Annotated in this window: 20 protein-coding genes; 5 read left to right on the top strand and 15 right to left on the bottom strand. The window is 35.7% G+C overall.

Annotated features, from left to right (window positions below; all coding sequences use genetic code 11):
• Nucleotides 1-416: 416 nt before the first annotated feature.
• Together addA and addB are read right to left on the bottom strand one after the other, a co-directional pair.
• The gene (gene addA, locus J2S19_RS16550) at nucleotides 417-4,133 is read right to left on the bottom strand and encodes a helicase-exonuclease AddAB subunit AddA (protein WP_307344249.1); all 3,717 of its coding nucleotides are present in this window, start codon (nucleotides 4,131-4,133) and stop codon (nucleotides 417-419) included.
• Nucleotides 4,117-7,617, bottom strand: a complete 3,501-nt coding sequence (gene addB, locus J2S19_RS16545) for a helicase-exonuclease AddAB subunit AddB (protein ID WP_307344248.1) — start codon at nucleotides 7,615-7,617, stop codon at nucleotides 4,117-4,119. The genes addA and addB overlap by 17 nt, the downstream gene beginning before the upstream one ends.
• 232 nt (nucleotides 7,618-7,849) lie before the next feature.
• On the opposite strand from addB, the gene J2S19_RS16540 reads away from it, so the two are divergent.
• Nucleotides 7,850-8,962 carry an MFS transporter gene (locus J2S19_RS16540; protein WP_307344247.1) on the top strand — a complete coding sequence of 371 codons (1,113 nt, stop codon included), beginning with the start codon at nucleotides 7,850-7,852 and terminating at the stop codon, nucleotides 8,960-8,962.
• A gap of 128 nt (nucleotides 8,963-9,090) precedes the next feature.
• On the opposite strand, the gene lepB is transcribed toward J2S19_RS16540, so the two are convergent.
• Together lepB and J2S19_RS16530 are read right to left on the bottom strand one after the other, a co-directional pair.
• Complete coding sequence (lepB, locus tag J2S19_RS16535) at nucleotides 9,091-9,597, bottom strand: signal peptidase I (protein ID WP_307344246.1); 507 nt, start codon at nucleotides 9,595-9,597, stop codon at nucleotides 9,091-9,093.
• 21 nt (nucleotides 9,598-9,618) lie between these two features.
• Nucleotides 9,619-10,233: a TVP38/TMEM64 family protein gene (locus J2S19_RS16530; protein WP_307344245.1), complete on the bottom strand. Its 615-nt coding sequence runs from the start codon at nucleotides 10,231-10,233 to the stop codon at nucleotides 9,619-9,621.
• A 317-nt stretch (nucleotides 10,234-10,550) separates the two neighbouring features.
• Here J2S19_RS16530 and J2S19_RS16525 point away from each other — a divergent pair, with 317 nt between their 5' ends.
• Nucleotides 10,551-10,910 (top strand): YhjD family protein, encoded by a 360-nt coding sequence (locus tag J2S19_RS16525; protein WP_307344244.1) that lies wholly within the window; start codon nucleotides 10,551-10,553, stop codon nucleotides 10,908-10,910.
• Between the two features lie 231 nt (nucleotides 10,911-11,141).
• Here the strand turns inward: J2S19_RS16525 and J2S19_RS16520 are convergent, their stop codons facing one another.
• Nucleotides 11,142-11,705: a competence protein ComK gene (locus J2S19_RS16520; protein WP_307344243.1), complete on the bottom strand. Its 564-nt coding sequence runs from the start codon at nucleotides 11,703-11,705 to the stop codon at nucleotides 11,142-11,144.
• 351 nt (nucleotides 11,706-12,056) lie between these two features.
• Here J2S19_RS16520 and J2S19_RS16515 point away from each other — a divergent pair, with 351 nt between their 5' ends.
• A complete protein-coding gene (locus tag J2S19_RS16515; protein ID WP_307344242.1) occupies nucleotides 12,057-12,293 on the top strand; it encodes an IDEAL domain-containing protein in 237 nt (78 codons plus the stop codon).
• A 323-nt stretch (nucleotides 12,294-12,616) separates the two neighbouring features.
• On the opposite strand, the gene J2S19_RS16510 is transcribed toward J2S19_RS16515, so the two are convergent.
• From J2S19_RS16510 to J2S19_RS16495, 4 genes are all read right to left on the bottom strand, one after another.
• Complete coding sequence (locus J2S19_RS16510; RefSeq protein ID WP_307344241.1) at nucleotides 12,617-13,885, bottom strand: M48 family metallopeptidase; 1,269 nt, start codon at nucleotides 13,883-13,885, stop codon at nucleotides 12,617-12,619.
• A 100-nt stretch (nucleotides 13,886-13,985) separates the two neighbouring features.
• Entirely contained in the window at nucleotides 13,986-14,294 is a 309-nt protein-coding gene (locus tag J2S19_RS16505) for an AzlD domain-containing protein (RefSeq protein WP_307344240.1), read from the bottom strand.
• The gene (locus J2S19_RS16500) at nucleotides 14,287-14,961 is read right to left on the bottom strand and encodes an AzlC family ABC transporter permease (protein WP_307344303.1); all 675 of its coding nucleotides are present in this window, start codon (nucleotides 14,959-14,961) and stop codon (nucleotides 14,287-14,289) included. The genes J2S19_RS16505 and J2S19_RS16500 overlap by 8 nt, the downstream gene beginning before the upstream one ends.
• Before the next feature lie 72 nt (nucleotides 14,962-15,033).
• Nucleotides 15,034-15,585, bottom strand: a complete 552-nt coding sequence (locus J2S19_RS16495; RefSeq protein ID WP_307344239.1) for a helix-turn-helix domain-containing protein — start codon at nucleotides 15,583-15,585, stop codon at nucleotides 15,034-15,036.
• 169 nt (nucleotides 15,586-15,754) lie between these two features.
• Here J2S19_RS16495 and J2S19_RS16490 point away from each other — a divergent pair, with 169 nt between their 5' ends.
• The gene (locus tag J2S19_RS16490; RefSeq protein ID WP_307344238.1) at nucleotides 15,755-15,961 is read left to right on the top strand and encodes a hypothetical protein; all 207 of its coding nucleotides are present in this window, start codon (nucleotides 15,755-15,757) and stop codon (nucleotides 15,959-15,961) included.
• A gap of 54 nt (nucleotides 15,962-16,015) precedes the next feature.
• On the opposite strand, the gene J2S19_RS16485 is transcribed toward J2S19_RS16490, so the two are convergent.
• From J2S19_RS16485 to J2S19_RS16470, 4 genes are all read right to left on the bottom strand, one after another.
• Nucleotides 16,016-16,810 carry an ABC transporter ATP-binding protein gene (locus J2S19_RS16485; RefSeq protein WP_307344237.1) on the bottom strand — a complete coding sequence of 265 codons (795 nt, stop codon included), beginning with the start codon at nucleotides 16,808-16,810 and terminating at the stop codon, nucleotides 16,016-16,018.
• Complete coding sequence (locus tag J2S19_RS16480) at nucleotides 16,785-17,780, bottom strand: ABC transporter permease (protein ID WP_307344236.1); 996 nt, start codon at nucleotides 17,778-17,780, stop codon at nucleotides 16,785-16,787. The genes J2S19_RS16485 and J2S19_RS16480 overlap by 26 nt, the downstream gene beginning before the upstream one ends.
• A gap of 12 nt (nucleotides 17,781-17,792) precedes the next feature.
• Nucleotides 17,793-18,794, bottom strand: coding sequence for an ABC transporter substrate-binding protein (locus J2S19_RS16475; RefSeq protein WP_307344235.1), 1,002 nt, complete (start codon nucleotides 18,792-18,794; stop codon nucleotides 17,793-17,795).
• Nucleotides 18,795-19,030: 236 nt separating this feature from the next.
• Nucleotides 19,031-20,578: a long-chain-fatty-acid--CoA ligase gene (locus J2S19_RS16470; RefSeq protein WP_307344234.1), complete on the bottom strand. Its 1,548-nt coding sequence runs from the start codon at nucleotides 20,576-20,578 to the stop codon at nucleotides 19,031-19,033.
• A gap of 389 nt (nucleotides 20,579-20,967) precedes the next feature.
• Here J2S19_RS16470 and J2S19_RS16465 point away from each other — a divergent pair, with 389 nt between their 5' ends.
• On the top strand, nucleotides 20,968-21,108 hold the full coding sequence (locus J2S19_RS16465; RefSeq protein WP_307344233.1) for a hypothetical protein: 141 nt from the start codon (nucleotides 20,968-20,970) through the stop codon (nucleotides 21,106-21,108).
• A gap of 204 nt (nucleotides 21,109-21,312) precedes the next feature.
• Here the strand turns inward: J2S19_RS16465 and lplA are convergent, their stop codons facing one another.
• Complete coding sequence (gene lplA, locus J2S19_RS16460; RefSeq protein WP_307344232.1) at nucleotides 21,313-22,305, bottom strand: lipoate--protein ligase; 993 nt, start codon at nucleotides 22,303-22,305, stop codon at nucleotides 21,313-21,315.
• A gap of 14 nt (nucleotides 22,306-22,319) precedes the next feature.
• Entirely contained in the window at nucleotides 22,320-23,057 is a 738-nt protein-coding gene (locus J2S19_RS16455) for an MBL fold metallo-hydrolase (RefSeq protein ID WP_307344231.1), read from the bottom strand.
• Nucleotides 23,058-23,241 lie beyond the last annotated feature (184 nt).

Genomic DNA, 23,241 nt, shown 5'->3' with positions numbered 1-23,241 from the left:
ATGAGACCACTGAAAAAGTCTTGTTTATAGAAAAATAGAATTTATCTTACAGAGTTGACGTTCAGTTTGATTTCCGCTGCAGTACTCGCTTTCCGCGGGGTGGGTGCTGAGCCTCCTCGGCGCAAACGCCTGCGGGGTCTCAGCTCTCCCACTCATCCCGCAGGAGTCTCGCACTTCCGCTCCAATCAAACTATACGTAGGATAAGCACATTATCTATATAAGAAATAGCTAAAAGTAGATACTTATCAGAAGTCAGTATACTTTTTCAGTGGCTTCCCACGCATCCAGCAGGAGCCTCATAGCTCCAACAAATCCTTAAATAGGTTAGTGCAAAAAGCCACAATCTTTTAGAAAACAGCCTAAATGAAAGAGGTAGTAAGGAAGGCGTAAAAACGCCAATTTACTACCGTCTAACTTACATATCGAGCAAATACCCACCATCAAAAAAGTATAAATATTTTTCTTTCAATGGTCGTCGTGTAATTGCTTCGATTGCTTTCGTATATAATTCAATTTGAACTCTGTATCTTTCTTTTAATATTGGTTCTGCCTCAGTAATTCCACCTTGAAAACGTCCTGTAATTGAATCTGTTTTGTAATCGATTAGAACTAAACCATCCTCTTCTTCGATTAAACAATCAATAACCCCTTGGACTAAAACCGCTTCATCCTCTACGTCCTTGTAGATTTGCTTCGCATCTAGGGCATAGCTAAATGGAACTTCCCTAAAAACTTGTTTAGCAGACAGCAACCGTTCCCCAATAGATGTTGAAAAAAATTGTATGATTTGTTCTGAGTTTATCACATCAGCTAATTCCGACGTGAGAATTTCTTTTGAAACAAGCTCTTCTAATTTTTTGGATAGATCATGGCTCGTGATTACCTTAGCCTCAAGATTCATGTGCTGCATCACCGTATGCATCGCCGTTCCTCTTTCAGCTGCAGAGATTGATTTATTTCTCATAAAGCTTGGTCGTTCATATAAGAACGACTGTGATGTATTTATTATTTGTGAATCACTATATTCATCACGTGATTCCTTTTGCCGTTTTATCTCGGAAACTGACTGCTTAGAGCGGCTATTCGTTGCTGCGATATGTGGATAGAACCATGTTAATGCAGCATGTACATCTTCATTCTTATCACTTTCAATTGGCACTGTCTCACCGTTTGAAATAGAAGTTAATAACTCCACGTTTATTTCCTGTTGCATTGTAAGAGTTTCATTATTCTCTTCATTTTTAATGACCTCAATCGACCATTTTGATGGATGTCTAGCAATCTCAAGATTTGAACTCGCTAATCCATTATTTAATATATGGCTATCCTGATGGCGTATTAAAGCAGGACCAATCCAATCAAGATACGTTTTTGCCTTCGCTCTCTCAAAATCAGGTAATAACCATTCATTATGTGAGATGAGATTCTGCCAACTAGAAATCGTTTTTTCAGCATCTTTTAATGTCCCAAGTAAATAAAGCTTTTCTTTTGCTCGCGTTAATGCAACATAAAGAACACGCATTTCCTCGGCAAGTAATTCCATTCTCATTTTCTTTTTTAACGCAACGTACGGTAAAGTAGGATAACTTACCCGCAATTTAGGATTAATTAATTTTGTACCAAAGCCAAGCTCTTTATCTAATAAATACTTTTTATTTAAATCCATCATATTAAATTGCTTTGAGAGTCCAGCAACAAAAACAATTGGGAATTCAAGGCCTTTACTGCTATGGATTGTCATTAAGCGCACTACGTCTTCTTGTTCACCTAACGCACGGGCTGCACCTAAATCATCGCCCCGTTCTTGCATTCTTTCGATAAAACGCAAAAAGCGAAACAGTCCTCTAAAAGAAGTTGCTTCATATTGACGTGCCCGATCATAAAATGCTCGTAGATTTGCTTGCCTTTGTTTTCCACCAGGCATTCCGCCGACAAAATCAAAAAATTTGGTATCACGGTATAGCTGCCAAATTAAATCTGATACTGAACCTTGGCGAGCTAGATCTCTCCACTTTTGTAATAGTTCCGAAAACTGTCTTAGTTTTAATAATAATGTTGCATCAACTAAGGAATCGTTATTCAAGCATGCTTTAAGTGCCTCGTAGTAAGTGCCTTTCTTATCATAGGTCCGAATAATGGCTAATTGATTCGCATCTAAACCGACAATTGGTGAACGAAGCACAGATGCTAACGGAATATCTTGAAGAGGATTATCAATCACCTTCAATAATGAAACCATGATTGCTACTTCAGTTGCTTCGAAATACCCGTTTGATAGATTCGCATAAACAGGTATTCCCGCTTGCTTGAATTCATCAATAATTTGAGGTGCCCACGGCATCGAACGAAGTAAAATGACGATATCCCGATATGTGACAGGTCGAGTATCATTCATCCCTCGATCATAAATTGGAAATTGAATATCTATTAATGATTTAATTTTTCTAGCCATTACTCTTGCTTCAAGCTGAGCTGTCTCTAGTTCTTGTTCATCAAAGACTGCTGTATCATCAACTTCAGTGGCATCCTCTTCCGTTTGTGTACGATTTATGAGCAATAACTCTGCACTCATTTTAGAATCTGTCGGATACGAAGCACCTAATTTTAATTCAGCTTCATCATTGTAGATAATTTCTCCAACACGTTCACCCATAATTTGCTTAAATATATAGTTTGTCCCATCAAGAACTTCCGCACGACTGCGGAAATTTTTTGATAGGTCTATCTTAAGACCTGTGCTGTCACCATCTGGTGTAAATCGTTTATACTTGCTTAAAAATAAGAATGGTTCTGCTAAACGAAAACGATAAATCGATTGTTTAACATCTCCGACCATAAATAAATTCCCTGTCGCTTCTCCATCTTTCGTTACAAGCTTTAATATCGATTCCTGCACAAGATTTGTATCTTGATATTCATCGACAAGAACTTCAGTAAACTGTTGCTTATAAAACAAAGCAGCCTCACTCGGTTCATTGTTTTCGCCTCTTAATATTTGAAGGCAATAATGCTCAAGGTCAGCAAAATCAACAATTCCCTTTTCCCTTTTCTTCTCTTCATATCTTTTAGCAAATTGTTTAACGAGGATAACGAGCTTATCCATAACTGGTCCCAATTGTTCAAAGTCTTCTAAATAAGAAGAGAGACTCCTTGTAAACATCTCATCACGTAATTGTTCAATTTGCTTTTTTGCTGTGTTACGCAATGCTGTTACTTGGTCGGTTAACGCCTTATCATATTGGTCACCTTTTACCGTCTTAGCTCTAGATAATTTAAAGGAATGAATTTGCTTACTTAATTTATCCCAGGAATCTTTTACGGCAAGTAGCTCAGACACCTGCTTTAAATCATCGTCTAAGTTTTCTGCCCGTGGTGCAGGCCCTGCAGGTTGCTTCGTAATTTCTAACGCTTGAATCAGTCTATCATTTGCACCTAGGAGCTGTAGTTCAATATCTTGCAGTAAATAGCGCATGAACGGAAGTGATTGGATATCTTCTTCCTTCACTTTATACATCCCTGCCAGTTCCTCAAGCCAATCATTTGGAGAAGGATGTGAACGAGAGAAAAAGTATAGCTCACGAATAATCGTCTGTAATTCAACATCATTTCTGTCCGATGTATATCTGTCGATTAAATCAAAAAATGGCTCATTGTCCTCGCGACTATACTCCTCCTCAAATAAATCATCTAACACTTCATCGATGAGCAATTGTCCTTCCGTTTCATCTGCGATTCGAAAGCTTGGGTCAATATTTATCATGTAGTAATATTTTCTAACGACTTGTAAACAAAAAGAATGTAGTGTCGATATAGACGCCTTATTTAACAATGTTAATTGCCGACGCAAATGCAAAGAGGACGGATTTTCCTTCAACGCCTTTTCTAAAGCTTCACCGATCCGATTACGCATTTCTGCAGCCGATGCATTTGTAAAGGTCACAACGAGTAAAGAATCAACATCAACGGGGTTTTCTTTTGAAAGTATTTTCTTAATAATCCGTTCAACTAGTACAGCTGTTTTTCCAGAACCAGCTGCTGCTGCAACTAATATATCTTGTCCACTAGCGACGATCGCTTTCCATTGATCATCAGTCCATTGACTATTTTCAGGTTTCTTAATATGATTCCCCACTAAGACCGACCTCCTCTCTCATTCTTTTTATTACTTCATCGTTCTTTTCACTTTTTAAGACACGGTAATTATTTTCTTCAAGTGATTCATCAAATTGACATACTGTTTTAAACTGACAGAATGTACAAGGGAGTTTATCTTTTAACTTATACGGACTAATATCAATGTTGCCATCTGTAATACTTGTCCCTATTTTTTCAAATGTATTCCGGACATGGTTTCGTAATAATTCAAACTCTGCTTCACTAGCAATCGCTGAATTCGCACGAAAACTGCCGTCCTTTTTTAAACCAGCCGCAATGACATCAGACGATTTTCCTTCAGTTAACGTACTATCCATTAGTTGAACAGCTTCAACGTCACCGAGGAGCAGGCCTTTCATTTTAAACTTTTTAAAAATCTCTTCTTCCAACATATCTTCAGCTAGCAAAGAGTTTGCTTGAATAATCGGGTCATGGACATGAAAATAGAGGACTCCAGCAGGTGTTGCCTCTACCCCTAACCAGTCATTAGAGTTAGATATGATCACATCTAAATACGTTAACATTTGCAGTGCTAAACCATAGTAAACTTCAGTAAGCTGTACATTTTTATCGCTTGATTTATAATCGACAATTCGGAGCAATACTCCGTTTGTACCTTCTGCCTTATCAACACGGTCTATGCGCCCGACCACTTCCATCGTGCACCCATTTGGGAGTCTAAATCTAATAGGCGGTAGTTCTCCACCTTTACCAAAGCCAAGTTCAAGACCTATCGGTGAGAAACCGCTAATCTTAGCATGTTCGCTCAATATTGTTGAAGCACGAGAAACAATTTTTTGAAGCTTTCTCTTAATATAATGGAATCGATTTGAACTAAGGAGAATTTCACGTTGGAGTCTAGGTGCTAGTTTCTCAACTGCATCATATGATAATCTGTCACATTGCTCCTTCGTTAATTCTTTCCAGTCTAGCTCCATTTGCTGTAATTTATCAGATATTAATTTAAGCGCCGAGTGAAACATTTGCCCGACATCTGGTGCTTCTAATTTAAATAATTGACGCTCCTTCAGTTTCAAACCGAATGAAGCAAAATGGGAAAAGGCGCAGCTATTAAACTGTTCCATGCGCGATACACTTCCCTGAATGTGCTCACCATATAATTCACGACTAACTGTTCGTTCAAGCTTTGTTAGTTTATTTTGATAAGTTAGACTTCCAAGAACTTTTCTTGTTAACTGTTCATATTCAGACTGAATAAAGAAATTGTAAACATCCCACCAGATTGAATGAACCGGATAACCTCGTTTCCATAATTGCAACTGTGATGTTACGTATGATAACGTTACTTGTTCATTCACGATAAATGAAAGCTGATCACTTAACGCGAGCTGGTCAGGCTCATTGATTAATCTATGAGTATGAACTTGTGGAAACATTTCTTCGATTCTCTTAACGATAATCGATGGAAGTAAAGCTTTTCCTTCTTCATCGGCCATCGGATAGGAAAGATATAATTTATCCGCTGCACTTGCTAGACTCATATAAATAATGAAATTCTCATCGAGTAGCGCTTGTCTAGCTGTTGGAGCAAGCGTTACTCCTTGATAATTTAATGCTTCACGTTCATCTTCTGTCAAAATCCCTTCTTCTTTTGGTCTAGCTGGAATAACACCATCATTTGCCCCAATAATAAATGAACACTTTACATGAAAGAATCTAGACTTTTCCATATCAGCTATAAGCACTTGGTCAATTGCAGGCGGCACTAACGAGAATTTCAAAGCCTCCATGCCTGTATCAACTATTGTAGCAAAGAGTGTTAATGAGACATCCTCTGTTGCTAGAAGCTCTACAAATTCATCTAAAAGTTGTACGACTGCTTGCCAAACTTGACTGTGCTCCCTGGCTTCTAGCAAATCTCCTCTTGCTTCTGCCTCTAAGCGCGATTGTTCAATTTTTTCTGGTACGTTTAATTCCTCTAAGAAAAGAAACAATGCTTCAGCTAAATCTTGACCTGATTTACTACGCTTTAATCGTTTTTGCAATGTCAAAATCGGATGAACAACAAGTGTTTTTACATAATTTATCTTTTCCTCGATTTGCTTCTCTTCATCTGTTGCAACATAGTCTTCATCCAACGAATAAAATTTACGGTATGTCCAGCGCTCATCTTTTGTCCACCTTGATCCTTTCATTCCATGCGATAGAACATAGTTCTCTAACAAATCCATATCCTCCCGCATTTGCTGTTTATCGATTTCAAGCGGATAAAGAAGTTCAGTTTTCACTGCACGAAAAACTGATTCGTAACGCCAATTACCATTAATAACCTCTAATGTAGAACGAATGAGTTCAATGATTGGATGATTTAGCATGGAACGCTTCTGGTCAATAAAAAAGGGAATTTCGTAATCGCGAAAAACTTGTTCAATAAGGTCACGATAATCATTAGCATTTCTTATTAACAATGCAATATCTTTGTAGCGATACTGCTCTTGTCTAATAAGTGTATGAATTTGTCTTGCTATCCCCTCGATTTCTGAGCGACGGTTCGAAGCCTGAAAAATCGTAATGTTTGTCTTATCTTCAAAGATTGTAGTAGGTCGGATGTCATAATATTTCTCTAAATGCTCTAATGAAGGATTATTAGTTAAACGGTGTTGCTCGTTAAGAACAAGTGGTGGTTCTACATGTAATCCTTCTTTGTCAGCAAGCTTCGATATTTGATGGTATGTCTTCCCCGAAAGTTGAAATAGACTAAGCTCATGCGGTAAGAAATCATCATATGGTCTATCAATCGTCAAAGCAATCTTACAATTTCTTGCCTCCTTCATTAAAGAAAATACAACCTCTAGCTCTTGTGGAGTAAAGCTATGAAATCCATCAATATATATATCTGCAGATTTAATATACTCAGACTCTTGTACTTTTTCTGTAAGTAGGCGCAAATAATCCTCAGAATCAACATATTTCTGACTCAATTGAAGTTCCAGCTGCTTATACAATAACGACATGTCATGGAGTTTATCTGTTAATGACTTCTTATCTATTTCTGTTGTTGCAGATGCTAAATAATCTTCCAAGTCCTGTGGAGTTAAACAGTACCTTTTAAATTCTGTTAACATTGTTTCAAGCTGTTCAATAAATCCATTTTTGTCACTTGCCTTAGCAAAGACTTTAAATTCTTGTTTATACTGTTCTACTAATTTTCTAAGCAGCATTTGTATACCAGTACTTGAGAGATGCTGCCTTGTTATCCCGCCGGTTTCCTGTAACACCCGCCATGCCAATCGGCTAAAACTAAACGTCTGAGCACGAATCATACCGCCAACTTCTGCTGAGCGGATGAGTTCAAATTCAGCACCAAAGGTCATTTGATCAGGGACAAGGTATATAATCGGACGGCCGATCGGTTTGTCCTGTAGTCGTTGTCTTATTTCATTAATGATATTTGTTGTTTTTCCGCTTCCAGATCGTCCTAGAATAAATTGGATACTCACGTTTATTCCTCACTAACATTTATAGTTAAAAAGCATATATTATTTAAGATTACTACTGAAAAAGTAGCTAAAAAGCATCATCAAATTAATAATTTCGTTGCCACAATATTGTTCATTACTCCTATTTTACTTCACTTTTCTTGCAAATACCATTTATCAACATGTGGCAACTTTTGTATTTGACTAACATTTAAAGGGATTTTTTAAAGTTGATGATTAGGGAGGGAGACTAATGAATTATCGCTTCATCGTCATTTTTTTCTGGATTGCATCTGTATGTGTCGCAAGCAATATCTATCTATTCATACCGATTTATGATGCCATATCTAAGGGGATATCTCTTTCCTATAACGAGGTTGTCTTTTCTAGTACATTATTTACAAGTTGTTATGCTTGTGGATTACTAAGTTTTGGACCATTATCAGAAAAGTTCTCTCCAAAATGGATATTAATCATTGGGATGATTACGTCTAGTTTGTTCACGTTCATGATTAGCTTATCCTTCTCTTTATCTAGCTTTTACATGTTTAGAGCACTACAAGGATTATTGTTAGGCTCGTTTGCACCTGTCGCATATAGTCTTTGCTTTCAATTGTTTGACCCGAAAAGACGTACTTTTCTTATTGCAATCATTAATATGGGCTTTTTAATGGCCGGTATTATTGGTCAGCTTATTAGTAGTTATTTTGTCTCATACTATGATTGGAAAGCTATCTTTTATTTCTTCACTATTTTATACACACTTATTGCACTTATTAGTTTTTTTCTCCTACCCGGTAATGCAGCAAATCAATATTTCAGAGAGGAAATCGAAACAACAATTCGCAAACCACTTCTACAACGACCAGTAATACTAGGTCTATGTCTCACATTTTTCACACTCATGTCGTTTGTGTCATTTTATGATAGTTTATCCAGACATTTTACAGGACATGAACAAGCGCTCTTTTTGGCAAGATGTATCGGGCTAATCGGCACACCACTTTCACTGTTTTCCGGACAATGGCTTAAAAGGTATCCATCGAGACAGATGATTATAATTTGTTTGGTAATTATGAGTGTTTCATATATTTCGATGTTTATCTTCTCTACTTTTAACATGATTACGTTTCTATCAATTATCTTCGTGGCAAGCCTTTCTGTTTTAATTCCCTCACTTATTACTTTCATAGGTGAAGCCGCTGCTCATAAGCGAGCGACAGCTATTTCATTTTATTCGTTCACTTTACTTGTAGGCGCTAGCATCGGTCCATTACTCGCGAATTACCTTCAGTTTCAAACAATTCTAATTGTATTTATACTGTTATTTCTTTTCTTTATTTGGCTTTTTTCAATGCATAAATAAAAACTAGGAATAGCTCTGCACATATCCACTCTTATCTATGTAAAAATTTCTCAAAAAGCCTAACATATAATTTGAGGGTGAATCATATATGCGTCTAATTAATTTAACAGACACACACTAAATCACCCTCATTGTTTTTCGCCAACTCTGCCAATAACATTATCAATATGAACTAACCCAAAATGACGACTATCTCTACTTTGAAGTCGATTATCACCGATAACAAATAGGTATCCCTTTGGTATTTTCGTTTTATTTGTTATTTCTTCCAGTGTGAAATTACCTGTCAGTTTCGTTCCATTTTCTTTCTCTTTATTGGATAAAAACGGTTCGTTAACCGCTGTACCATTAACATATAGTTGGTCGTCTTCATAATGAATCTCATCACCTGGTAAACCTATTACTCTTTTCACATATGTCTTATCACTAGTAGGAAGTTGAAATAATATTACATCAAACCTTTTTACCGAGTGGAAATATAAGCCAAACTTATTGATTGATAGTAATTTGCCTTCTTCAAATGTTGGCTGCATCGAAACGCCTTCAACCTCATATTCCACAAACATAAGGTTCTTCATTGTTATCACCGATAGAAAGATAATAATCGCAATAAAAGCAATCCCTCTCTTTTTCATCATATCCTCCTAAAATAATCATTAGTCCCTACCCCTTGAGACCATTGTTGTATTAAGGCGTTTCTCTACTCGTTTCCCAAAAAACCATAATAGAAATATAACAAATGCTACGACTACTGCTCTAACAGGCTGCGTGATGAGGGCATGTAAATCTTGACCGATAAAACTCACCATAAATATCATCACAAATTTCCCTGTAAGAACAGCCAAGATAAACTGCCAATAACCTATTTTAGAAAGTCCAGCAACTACATTAATTGCAGCTGAAGGCGTAAATGGAAAACATAGTATTAAAAATAATGGACTAAACCCTCTTCGTTCAATCCAAACTAATAATCTCCGAAACGTTTTTTTATCTTTTAGTCGTTTAATCAACTTCCAATTTCCAAGTCTTCTCATTATAAAGAAAACGATTATTGAACCTGTGCAGGCACCTATCCAGGAAAGGAGGAAGCCAAACCATAAGCCAAAAGAGTTTACATTAGCCACAATAAATATAACTAGTGGCAAAAACGGAAAAAAAGCTTCAAGAAGAGGTAACAAAATGGCAAAAAACGGGCCAAATGAACGATATGTCTCAAATAATTGCATTAATTGTTCGATCGTAAAAAAATCCTGCATTGTCTCTTTGTTCATTTTTTGCTCCTTACTAATCCTTACATCTTTTATTTTACACATTCCTAAACAGAACATAAAGTTCCTATAAAAAAACTTTTTCGTAAGTCTCATCATTTTTATTCTAAAATGCGTTTTTGAAAACATTGATACTTTTTTATTTTGGATTGTTGCAGGCATGAGTACTCACGGGTAGCAGGGCGTCAGGTGAGCAGTAGTGATAAAAAAGGCTACAAAGACCTTTGAAATATACTAAAGGTGTTTAAACTACTTGAAATAACTGTTTTAATTGTGTAAAATAAATAAGAACACACGTTCTATAATTGGAGGGGCATTATATGACGAGAATACCTTCTGACATTCGTGATATCATAGAATTAGCGATTTACCTGCCTATGACCATTTCCATTTTCAATAGAGATTTAATGGTGATTAAAAACAGTCCGTTCAAATTACACCAACCATACTTATCACTAGTAGAAGAAGCATTGAAGTTGGCACAAAAAGATTTGGCTCATATAAAACGTAAGCTTCATAACGAAAATGTAAAAGTACACGAGATAGAACGCGATGAAGCCTTTACTTTATACGCCTTCATATACAATGGTTATGAAGAGAAACATAATTATTTCAACCCACGAATTCGAAACAAAGTGATTGAAATAATGGAGGATTATTTATTTAAACCTCATAAATAAAGGTTCTTAATACCATATTAGCCTTAATTCCAATAAAATAACCCTGTATTGCCTTTGATAAGTGCATCATGAAAAGTTTATATTTAATATACATACTGATTGTGTTGATTTTGTTGAAAAACTAAAAAAGGGCGACTCTACACTGTCCCTCTACTCCAAACAAGTTAAAAAATTCCTTTTATATAACTTGTTTGAGGTGTCTGACTGTGTCATTTTGAGCCACCCTCATTTTTATAAATACTTTTTAATTTCTCTTATGAATTGTGCATATATTTGATTATACTTTTCATCTTCACTTGACATTAAAATCTTGTCCATCTTCCTCTGCTCCTGCTCGATTCGAGTCGTCATCAGGGTTCGAAGCTGTGCTGTTCGGTGAAACTGCTTCTCAAAGGAACCTATTGAAATATTTAATAAATATTCTTCGTCATTAGAAAATGTTACGATAGTTTGATTATCAGTAGTTTTTTCATGGTGTTTTATGTGCGAGTGTGAGAGCCATATACAGTTTTTTCGTGTTGAGGAGGTCGTGGGGAAAAAATAAATCATATTCGCCGGATCAACCATGATTGGCGACTTATGTGTAACACCCATTACAGCTTTAGTCCCAGATTTACGTCCGATATAACTGCTTCCAAAATATCGGCAGCTATTATCCATGATTTTAAGTGGGCGTGATTCAATAGTGAATTTCTCATCCGTTTCAAGAATTGTTGTGCTTAAACCATCCTCAGAAGGTAATAAAGCCATGGTCAAACGATTAATAATATAGTCCTTCTTTTCTAGGGATACCATAAAGTTCACCTCATTTATCATAATTAATAGGAATATTTTACGTTCTATAATTTAGCACATTTCCCTATTTTTTTCTATAAATTAACAAATAATATACAATAAAATGACATTTTTTACATATAGGTAAAAAATGTCATTTTATTAACGATTTATTAAAATCTATTAACGCGCACCCTCATATCGAATATATCTAGGAAATTCAGCAAACATTATACACATATTATGACAGCTTCTTATATATTCATGTCTCAAGGAATTATGACGCTTAAATTTTTTAAAAATTTCTACTATTTAGTTGATTTTCATCCCATTTTTCCATACAATATAAAAAAGGCATCAGGGGTGATATTCATGAAGAATAAAAAGTCGTCTTACACTGAGATCATGAAATCCCGCAATACAATGAATCACGTTCCATCCGAGCATCCTGTACTAGACATGTATATCCAAATGGTTTTAGACGAAGCGTTGTTTATCAGGAAAAAGTCGTTGCTAGAAGAACGTATCAATGATGCACTTGACACAAAGAACAAACAATTATTTATGAAATTATCTAAAGAATACAGAGCACTACGTAAATTAGGATAAAGGCTGCCATTATGGCGGTCTTTATTTTTTTGCTTTTACCTGATGATCGCTTACAAGAATACACAAAAACTTGAATCTCTTTGCAATAACTACTAGTTAATGAGTGTATATTGAGAGAAGTAAAGAAAACTAAAACAACATAACTAAGAAATGAAGTATGGCATAGAATGGTATACAATAATTTTGTTACGTAGTTCTATTCAAACACTTTTATTCTATGTTTGTTTCTTAACTAATATGACATTAATGACCATGGTTGAGTAAACATAAAGCTAAAGAGGGTAATCCAAAAGGCAGTCTCCCTTTTGAATTACCCTCTTTTATTAATCATTCTTATTACTTTCAAGGTCCTCTTCTATATATACTATCCGTTCAAGCATAGTTGGATGTGTATAACGGAAAATCTTCACTAATGACGGTGGATTTACCTGACTTAGACCTGCTTTTGACAATTTTTGAAACGAGCTAATTGCAGCCTGATGATCACCGGTCATATTGATCGCATACATATCAGCACTCTTCTCCTGATACCTTGCAACAGTATTCGCTAACGGGTTAGAAGCAACTGTCAGCATGCCTAGCAACATTAGAAATAATGGGAATCCAGCCAAGTCCTTCATTGAGCTTATACGCAATAAAGAACCACTACGGCTAATTATTTTCCTCATCAACAAATGGATTAAGTAAAGCCCAATTAGACTTAATAATAAATATCCCGCGATACCAATATAAATATGCTTCATCACATAATGCCCCATCTCATGTGCCATGATGAAGAGAATCTCATCATCATCCAATTGATTCAACGTGGTATCCCATAATACGATCCTTGAATTTGAACCGATTCCTGTTACATAAGCGTTAAGTGAGTTTGTTTTTTCAGACATATTTACTTCATAGACATGATTTGCCGGAATGTCTGCTTTATCAGCTAGAGCTAATATTTTTTCCTCTAACTGTTTATTTTGTAAAGGATAAAAGTCATTGTAAAGAGGATCTATTATTACCGGCTGGACAAACATTAAAAACAGTGAAAAAGGTATTGAAAGAAGCCAAGCGTACAGCCACCATCTTTTCTCAAACTTTTTGATTAACCAATATAGGACAACAATTATAACGGTCATAAGTAAATAATTCACCCAAAAGTCTATGATTTCATCCTTCATCCAAGAAGAAAATGATTGGGTTGTTATTTGATAGGTTTTCGAAATTTTATATCCTATCCAATTCACTGGAAATGAAACAAAGGTGACGAATAAAGACAACCAGAAAAAATAAATTGCTGATTGTAAACTAAAAAAACGTGAAGTAGCACTTGCCCACTCTTTCATCTTTTTTGATAGGCCAGTTATAAGACATACAAACAGTAAAAACCATTCAAAAGGGATCGTCACAAAGTATAAGAAATTACGGATCGTAGAATACTCTTGTGATAATATTAATTCTCTACCTGACATAAACGTCTTTGGATCTGCTGAAGTTCCTTCATAAGGAGCAGGTATCCCGGAACCAGAGAAAATAAACAAATACCAATAAACAATCAGTCCATAGATGAAATAGAAAAAAATTGAACGTGTTAACCATTTCCTCATTTGAAGTCCTCCTTAAACAAGCTCTTAATTCTAGTGTAATGTCAAGCTTGTTTAATTAGAACTGAATGGGAAATTTCCTATTTAAACAATCAATATAACACTATACAAAGAGCAGGCTATATAATACAAGCGTACCAATTGACCCCATTACAACTACGATGACATTAGCCCCTGTAAAGGCAATAAGAGTTGCAGCGATAGCACCGATAATTCCAAAAAATACATCATCACTTATTAAAAATATTCCCGGAACAATAAGTGCCCCTAGTGTTGCGTATGGTACATTCTTTAAAACATTCTGGACAAAAACTGGCAATTTTAATTGACTTAACGCAACAAGAGGAATCATTCTTGGAATATATGTAACCAATCCCATTCCAATAATCATGAGCAATACTAACTTATCCATTCTCGCGCTTCCTTTCATATTTCATATAAAACCATTCGACAGCAACAGCAGAAATTAATGTAGACAACACGATCGACCATCCGGTTGAAATACGTCCTGTTGCATAAAAAATCGAATTAAATACTGCAGCCAACACCGCTAAATAAAGAACCTTCCGCTGCTTTTTTAACGAGGGTACTAATAGTCCGATAAACATTGCATAAAGCGCGATGCTCATACTTTCTTGTAACGTTGATGGCAAACTTGCCCCAATGATATATCCAATTCCAGAATTAATCACCCAGGATGCATACGCAATAAGCATTAGTCCAAATAAATAACTCGCATTGACTGTTCCGTCTTTCATCGATGCAACTGAAAATGTTTCATCAGTAAGCCCAAACGAATATAGAGCCTTCTTCCAAATCGATTCATCTTCTACCTTTTCACTTAAAGAAGCAGACATTAAGAAGTGGCGGATATTCACAATAAAAGTTGTGAATATGATTTCAATTACTCCTGTACCTGCTGTAATTAAGCTTAATGCGATATATTGAGAAGCGCCGGCATAGACAATTAAACTCATTAAAACCGTTTCATATAGTTGTAGACCCGTTGATTTAGCTAGCAGCCCAAACGTGATTGCAACTGGAAGGTATCCTATCGCGATACTAATTCCACCTTGCATTCCTTGGAGAAAATCAGACTGCTTTTTTAAAGTTGTTGTTGCCACTTGATGTTGCCTCCTTAAACTAAAACATTATGAATAATAAATAATTAAATATAAGCTTGATTTCTGCATAGTATCGTTTGCATATGTATGAGTATGGTTTGCTATAAACTTCATCGCATCACCTTTTTGTAATATGTACTTATCCGCATTAATCGTTAACGTTGCTTCTCCCTCACAGATTAGAACATATTCCTCAATATGGCCGTGGTGACGACTAGATGTATGAACACATCCAGGCAGTAACTCAATATAATAAATTTCAAATTGCTTAGATGAATCAAACGGAAAATAAGGGAACACTTGATAAAGTTCATTATCCTCTGTTAAAGGCTCTTTTTCTCCTAATCTTACAACTGAAACAGTCGGTACAGACTCCTCAACTAAAGATGAAAATGATACCTGCAGTCCATTAGCGATTTTCCATAACGTATTCACTGTTGGACTTGATTCACCTTTTTCAATTTGTGAGAGCATTCCTTTACTAACACCTGTAACATTAGCTAACTGGTCATAGCTATACCCACGTAATTTCCGGATATTTCTTAAATTTTCAGCGATTTGCATTTGGATTGAATTCATCGTATCCACCTCTGCTCGACTTGTATAATATATTATATATTTGTATTTTTTATTATACAACCCTATTAGATATAACAAATCGATACTTTTAAGGACAAGCTCATGCTATAATAAAAAAATAGAATGAAAGAAGCTAACATGTTCAATGAGAAATTTGGAGGTAATGTATATGAATAAGCGATGGTCGATCGAGGAAATTAATAAATTTGTCTCAACTCAATCTGAGAGTAAATTATTATCAACTGAATATCATGGATTTTCACAAAAGCTACTCTTTAAATGTGCCTGTGGCAATAATTTTGAAAAAACATTTACAAAATTTAAAAATAAAAACCAACGTAAATGTGAAGTTTGCCAACCATTAAAACCGCGATAAAGTTCAGATAACAAAAAACTAGCCTCCTACCGATTCCGATAAGAGACTAGTTATTTAAATTAATAATGCTTTGTCTGATAAAGAGCTATCTGATTTTATCTTCGCAAACTCTTCAAGCAATGAATTGACGGTCAATCCCTGCTTTTGTTTTCCTTCTGCTTCAAATACAATATTGCCTTTATCCATCATGATTAGACGATTACCTAAATCAACAGCCTGTTGCATATTATGGGTAATCATTAAAGTTGTTAACTTTCCGCTTTCAACTAACTTTTTTGTTAAATTCGTGATCAATTCTGCACGTGATGGATCAAGTGCTGCTGTATGTTCATCCAAAAGCAATATATCGGGCTTTGTAAATGTTGCCATTAATAGGGATAATGCTTGGCGTTCTCCCCCTGATAATAAACCAACTTTTGCCGTTACGCGGTTTTCTAAGCCTAAACCTAACAACTCAAGCTGCTCTTTAAAAAACACCTTCCTTTTCGCAGTAACACCTGGTTTAAGCGTGCGCTGCTGCACTCTTGAATAAGCAATTGCTAAATTTTCCTCAATTGAAAGTGTTGGAGCGGTACCTGCCATTGGATCCTGAAAGACACGACCGATATAACGTGAACGCTTATATTCCTTCACATCATTCATTAGCTTTGATTTAATCCGCACTTCCCCATCATCAGGTATAATCCGACCTGCAATAACATTTAAAAGAGTTGATTTTCCAGCTCCATTACTCCCGATAACGGTAACAAAATCTCCCTCTTTTAAAGTTAATGACAAGTTATTTAATGCAATTTTTTCATCAACAGACCCTTCATTAAATACCTTATATATTTGGTTTAGCTGCAGCATAGTCTCCACCCCGCTTTCTGCGTAAATTTTTCTTTCGTTTAACTTTTTGCTTATCAATGATTTGCGGGATAATTAACGCACCAATTACGATACAAGCTGTTATTAATTTCATATCACCTGTTTCAAACAAGTTAAATCGTAATGCAATCGCAACAATTAGTCGATAAATAATTGCACCAACGATTACTGCTAAAATTGCACGGGTAATTGTTTTTGTACCGACAATTGCTTCACCAATTATGACAGATGCTAAGCCGATGACGATCATCCCAATTCCCATCCCGACATCACTAAATCCGTTGTATTGGCCAATAAATGCCCCGGAAAAGGCTACAAGTCCGTTCGATAAACCTAAACCAATGATTTTCAACATATCTGTGTTTGCTGAAAAACTCGTAATCATGTTTTGGTTATCACCGACAGCTCTTATTGCAAGTCCGAGTTCAGTTTTCAAAAATAGTCCTAATACATACTTTATAACAATAATTAAGATGAGCATTGTTATAAGAACTGACCATGTTTTTGGAATGAAACCCTCTAATCCTATCGCTAGAAATAACTTTTCAAGCCCGCTATCGATACCTAACGTATTCCAAAACTCGAGCAACTTTGTAAATACCGTTTCTTCTTGTAGCAACGGTACATTTGATTTCCCCATAATTCTTAAATTAATAGAATACAAGGCAATCATCATTAAAATACCTGATAGTAATGGATTAATATTCCCCTTTGTATGGAGGATACCTGTCATACACCCGGCAAGAAACCCGACAACTAAGGCAATAAGGGTAGCCAGAAAAGGGTTCGTGCCATTTACGATTAAAATTGCACTAACCGCAGCTCCTGTTACAAAGCTACCGTCAACTGTTAAATCTGGAAAGTCTAATATTCGAAATGATAAGTATACTCCAAGAGCCATAATCGCATAAATTAACCCTGACTCAAATGACGCAAATATCGCTGTAAACATAGCTTCTCACCTTTATTCAATTATTTCTGCATCTTGTTTCCATTCTTCTTTTATCTCAATTCCCATATTTTCAGCAGCTTTTGCATTGATTTGAAGTTTTAAATTTTGCGGGTATTGAACGGGAACTTCTTCAACATTTTTCTCACCTTTTAAAATCTCGACAGCCATTTCTCCTGCTTCATAGCCAATATCGTAGTAATCAAATCCATACGCGGCAAACCCACCCTTTGCTACTGAATCTAACTCTCCGACAAATAATGGGATATCTTGCTCTTCGGCTACACCAATAACAGATTCAAGGGCAGACACAACAGTATTGTCCGTGATGATATAAATTGAATCCACCTTACCAATAAGAGATTCTGTAGCCTGTTTTACCTCAGCTGTCGTTGACACTGCTGCTTCGACTACTGATAAATCAGTACCTTCCATAGCTTTCTTAACTAAATCTACTTGAGCTATAGAATTTTGTTCACCTGAATTGTAAATCATACCTACTTTTTTCCCATCAAAGTTGTCAGATATAAATTTCACAGTATTCGGAATTGCATCTGGATGAGTATCGGTTGTTCCTGTAATATTTGCTCCTGGCTCTTCGAAACTTTTAACTAAACTTGCTCCAATTGGGTCTGTTACAGATGTAAATACGATCGGGATATCTGCTGTTGCATTTAAAGCGCTTTGAGCACTCGGTGTAGAATTTGCAAATATTAAGTCTACTCCATCTCCTACGAAGTTATTTGCAATCGTTAAACTATTATTAGGGTCATTTTGTGCATTTTGTTCATCAAATTCTACATTTAATCCACTATCTTTTAATGCAGCCTTAAAACCGTCTGTTGCAGAGTCCAATGATGGATGTTCAACTATCTGTGTAATCCCAACTGTATACTTTTTGCCCTCAGAACCTTCCTTACTACCTTCTGATGAACTTTCATTACTACCACATCCTGCTAGTGCGATAAAACTTGCTAGCATTACACTTGCTCCTATTTTCCAATTCTTTTTCTTCATGTTGTTATCCCCCTTTTAGTACTGTTGTCCTGTTATGCTTTTACGCTTTTATTGATTAAATTATACAGAAATATAAAAATAGTTCAATATTTTTTGAATATTTTAATAACAGAAAATGCATAATTATTCGATCACGACCCTTGTTAACAAAGTGAAAACACAGATATTTCCTTATTTCTCTGCATTTTGCTTTGTTGAGTTAATCGATAGGAATTAACTCTATTAAAATACTATTCCTATAAAATTTGCTCTTTTAATCTGTTAGTCAATACTTTTCCTGCTTTATTCTTTGGTAATTCCTTTAGAAAGTGAATAGCACTAGGAAGCTTATAGTTTGCTAACAATCCTTTACAATAGTTTCGTAACATTTCCTCTGTTAGCTTTTTGTTTTTCACTACTACAAAGCAATGAATCTTTTCACCATATGCTAAATCAGGTATACCTATTACAATTGCTTCTAATACATCCTTATGACTATATAGAATCTCTTCTATCTCTCTTGGGTACACTTTGACCCCAGCAATAGTAATCGATTCCTTTTTTCGGCCGACAATGAAAAAATAGCCATCTTCATCTTTCTTAGCTAAGTCTCCTGTATACAGCCAGCCATTACGAATTGTTCGTTTTGTCTCTTCAGGAAAATTATAATACCCCTTCATGACATTCGGTCCTTTGACAATGAGTTCACCTATATGATTGGGCAGAACCTCTTCACAAAATTCATTCACAATCTTAATTTCAACATTTGAAGTACATTGACCTATCGACCCATGTTTGCGTTGCTGATCCAATCGATTAAAGCAAGTCACAGCTGTAGCCTCTGCTAAACCATATCCTTCAGAAATCATAGCATTGAAGTTTTTTTCAAACTCTCTTAGTAACGCAATAGGCATGGAAGCACCACCTGAAATACATAACCTCAATGATTTAAAATCTTTATTATTTGAATCTTTGAATTGTAACAGATGATTATACATTGTTGGTATACCAACAAATATCGTGGCTTGATACGTATTAACCAATTGAAAAATTTCTGACGGGCTGAACCTCGGTAAAATCACTACCGTCGCACCACTAAGTAACGGAGCATTCAAGGCTACAGTTAAACAAAAGTTATGAAACATTGGTAAAGCGGTGACTACAATGTCATCATTTGTCATTCGCAAAGATTGCGAAGTACTAGCAGCATTACAAAGTAAATTTTTATGTGTTAACATAACCCCTTTTTGCTTACTTGTAGTACCTGATGTATAGAGAATAGATGCTATGTCATCCTCATCTAAGTTTGGACCTATATAATTTGGTGTTCCTTTCGACAATAAATCTGAAAACGTTTTCATTTTATCGTATATAATGAATGCTTTTCTATCCGCATATGGCCTCCTTCCTTGTGATGTTTCACAAACAATTATCTTTTCAAGTTGTTGCAGCTGATAGTCGATTCTTTCAAAGGTTGGTATTAATAAATCGTTTGTAATCACACATTTCACATCACCATTATTCAGCAAATACACGAGTTCATTTGGTGTAAAAACAGGGTTAATTGGAATAATCTTCATTCCAGCACGAATAGCACCATAAAAAGAAATGATAAAATGTGGAGAGTTACCAAGAATTAAACCAACATGGTCACCCTTTTCCAAGCCGAGCGCTATCAATCCTGAGGCAAACTGATTTATTTTTTGTTCTAATTGATTATATGTAATATGTTCCTGTTCAATTATAAATGCCGTTTTATCCCCGTAATTCTTAACTACTTGTGAAAACTGCGAAGATAAATCCATTCTTCCACCCCTTTTGCTATTCATCGATTATGATGCATGCCACTTTTATCCATTACTGTTTCATTATATGAGAGAATTTTTATATTTTCAATTACATGGAAAGGATTCCATAAATAAGAAAACTGCCTTTAGGTATCAACATCAACCATAAAGACAGCATTCTTTTTATTAATAAGGCCGTTTTCGTAAGCATAGTTGCTTTTTACTTAGCTGGCGGTATGAGTGGGAACTCTTGCAGTACTCATTTTCAGTGGGGTATGCAACAATCTATTAGAAAAGAGGTTGGGACATAACTAAAACAACTTAGTTAAATACAACCATTGTTATTAGGGGTTCTATGCTACAAATTCTGTACAGGTTGATTGGAGCTGATTGCGAGACTCCTGAGGATGCGTGGGGGAAGTGAGACCCCACAGCCGTTTGCGCCGAGAAGTTCGAAAAGCGTAGGCGGCTTGCCCATCGACGTACAAACTGGAGAAGCATCGACTAAAGATTTAGGAATCACGATGAGACCTTGGACGAATCGATGATGACTTATCGTAGGGAGGTGACCTGAAGTTTGTTAACAGGTAGCCGCCGAAACTAGACAATGCTCAGCACCCACCCCGCGGAAAGCGAGTACTCGTGCTGCAATCAACCAGAACGTTTCCCCTATAAAAACAACACGAAGATTATATTGAAATCTCAAATGGTTCGGATTTTCCTTGTATTTAAAAACCTTCTGGCCCAGCTCATTAATAAAGTAAACTTAAGAAATCATTTTTCTCAATTTGTCCAAAGTATTTTTTCACATCAATATCTTGAAGTACCTTCTCAAGGTCTTGTCTCTCATATCGAGTGCCTATTAAGGCTTTTTCAACTTCCTCAACATCACCGACACCAAAAAAGTCTCCATAAATTTTACAATTTTCAATTATTCCTTTTTGGACCTCTAATCGAATATCGATTTGCCCAACTGGAAAACGATGAGAATGTTGGTAATTAAATTTAGGTGACTTCCCATAGTTCCAATCCCAGTTTTGATAACGCTCTTTAGAGATTTCATTAATCTTTTCCCAATCTTCTTTTGTTAGTTCATAAGTTGGAATACTTTCTTCTCCATCAAATATATACTGAAGGAGCAGCTTACGGAATTGTTCAATTGTTATCTTCTCTTCTAAATATTCACTTATATTGGCGACACGACTACGTATCGATTTAATTCCTTTTGATTCAATTTTATCCTTCTTAACCTTTAATGCAGATACAACACTTTCGATTTCTGAATCAAATAATAAGGTGCCATGTGAAAACATTCGTCCTCGTGTTGAATATTGTGCATTCCCGGAGACCTTTCTGCCATCCTCTGCAATCAGATCATTACGTCCGCTCATTTCAACATTAACTCCAAGCTTTTTAAGTGCCTTAACAACAGGCTCAGTAAATTTTTTAAAGTTATGAAAACTTTCACCATCATCTTTTGTAATAAAGCTAAAGTTTAAATTCCCTTTATCATGGTAAACTGCGCCGCCACCAGATAATCTCCTCACAACATGAATATGATTTTCTTCTACATATGAAGTATTAATTTCTTCAATTGTATTTTGGTTTTTTCCAATAATGATTGAAGGTTCATTTATGTAAAACAGCAAATAAGTTTCATCAGGATTAAGATGTCTTACTGCATACTCCTCAATAGCTAAATTAATTCTTGGATCTGTAATTCCATTATTATCAATAAATTTCATGTATAAGTCCTCCGTTATAATTCGCACCATTCAAATCCAGTGCGGGCAAGTGTCACTTGTCCTTTGAAATAATCTTTTGCATCCTTCACTAGCATTTCATGATCACCGTAATGTGGCAAGTGTGTTAGAAGTAAATGCTTTACTCCTGCCTTCTCTGCAATGTTTGCTGCCTCAACACTTGTCATATGACCAGCATTTGTCCCATCCTGATTACTATAAAAACTCGATTCTGAGATTAATAAATCAGCGCCCTTTGAAAAAGTAATAAATTCGTCTTGATAACTTGAGTCTGCTGTATATACAACTGTAGAATGACCATTGGTAATCCGCATCGCAAAGCATGGGACTGGATGAATTGTTTTTAAAAATGTAATCGTAAAGGGTCCTAATGTTAGTGACTCATTTGGTTCATATTTTAAACCCTTAGTTGCCTCCTTATATGTTAGCTTGTCAAATGCGTTTCTGTCTAAAGTATGTCCGTATATAGGTAAAGGTGTCCGGACTTCTTTAATAAAAGAGAGAACGTGTCGCGCAAATTGTAGTGGTCCGATGTCAGCGATATGGTCATGATGATAGTGAGATAAAATAACTGAATCCAACTCTTCAATAGCAATTGTTTCTTGTAATTTTGATAGGACCGCACTACCACAATCAATTAACATGCGATAATTACCTTCTTCAAGTAAATATCCTGAAGTTGCTTCATTTACAGCAGGAAACCCGCCCCAAAAGCCGATAACTCTTAGTTTCATTACCTCACCCTTTCCAAAGCAACAAAATTTACGAAAATAACCTTCTTTATTAATATCTCCATTTTACTAAAGGACTATGAAAATTACACGTAAGGACACATAAGATTCGAAATATATATCCCTCTGTAATAAAACAGATATTGATTTATATTAACTGTTATATTACAATGTAAGTACACTACTA

It is taken from the genome of Metabacillus malikii (assembly GCF_030813355.1).
Classification (GTDB): Bacteria; Bacillota; Bacilli; order Bacillales; family Bacillaceae; genus Metabacillus; species Metabacillus malikii.
Note: the sequence above shows the minus strand (reverse complement) of the source record. Positions and strands in the feature narration are given on the sequence as shown.

Bases quoted from the DNA above. Each gene is read 5' to 3' on its own strand.
- J2S19_RS16540 (WP_307344247.1), top strand. From the start codon at position 7,850: ATGAATTATCGCTTCATCGTCATTTTTTTCTGGATTGCATCTGTATGT.
- lepB (WP_307344246.1), bottom strand. From the start codon at position 9,597: ATGAAAAAGAGAGGGATTGCTTTTATTGCGATTATTATCTTTCTATCG.
- J2S19_RS16530 (WP_307344245.1), bottom strand. From the start codon at position 10,233: ATGAACAAAGAGACAATGCAGGATTTTTTTACGATCGAACAATTAATG.
- J2S19_RS16525 (WP_307344244.1), top strand. From the start codon at position 10,551: ATGACGAGAATACCTTCTGACATTCGTGATATCATAGAATTAGCGATT.
- J2S19_RS16520 (WP_307344243.1), bottom strand. From the start codon at position 11,705: ATGGTATCCCTAGAAAAGAAGGACTATATTATTAATCGTTTGACCATG.
- J2S19_RS16515 (WP_307344242.1), top strand. From the start codon at position 12,057: ATGAAGAATAAAAAGTCGTCTTACACTGAGATCATGAAATCCCGCAAT.
- J2S19_RS16510 (WP_307344241.1), bottom strand. From the start codon at position 13,885: ATGAGGAAATGGTTAACACGTTCAATTTTTTTCTATTTCATCTATGGA.
- J2S19_RS16505 (WP_307344240.1), bottom strand. From the start codon at position 14,294: ATGGATAAGTTAGTATTGCTCATGATTATTGGAATGGGATTGGTTACA.
- J2S19_RS16500 (WP_307344303.1), bottom strand. From the start codon at position 14,961: ATGCAAGGTGGAATTAGTATCGCGATAGGATACCTTCCAGTTGCAATC.
- J2S19_RS16495 (WP_307344239.1), bottom strand. From the start codon at position 15,585: ATGAATTCAATCCAAATGCAAATCGCTGAAAATTTAAGAAATATCCGG.
- J2S19_RS16490 (WP_307344238.1), top strand. From the start codon at position 15,755: ATGAATAAGCGATGGTCGATCGAGGAAATTAATAAATTTGTCTCAACT.
- J2S19_RS16485 (WP_307344237.1), bottom strand. From the start codon at position 16,810: ATGCTGCAGCTAAACCAAATATATAAGGTATTTAATGAAGGGTCTGTT.
- J2S19_RS16480 (WP_307344236.1), bottom strand. From the start codon at position 17,780: ATGTTTACAGCGATATTTGCGTCATTTGAGTCAGGGTTAATTTATGCG.
- J2S19_RS16475 (WP_307344235.1), bottom strand. From the start codon at position 18,794: ATGAAGAAAAAGAATTGGAAAATAGGAGCAAGTGTAATGCTAGCAAGT.
- J2S19_RS16470 (WP_307344234.1), bottom strand. From the start codon at position 20,578: ATGGATTTATCTTCGCAGTTTTCACAAGTAGTTAAGAATTACGGGGAT.
- J2S19_RS16465 (WP_307344233.1), top strand. From the start codon at position 20,968: ATGCGTGGGGGAAGTGAGACCCCACAGCCGTTTGCGCCGAGAAGTTCG.
- lplA (WP_307344232.1), bottom strand. From the start codon at position 22,305: ATGAAATTTATTGATAATAATGGAATTACAGATCCAAGAATTAATTTA.
- J2S19_RS16455 (WP_307344231.1), bottom strand. From the start codon at position 23,057: ATGAAACTAAGAGTTATCGGCTTTTGGGGCGGGTTTCCTGCTGTAAAT.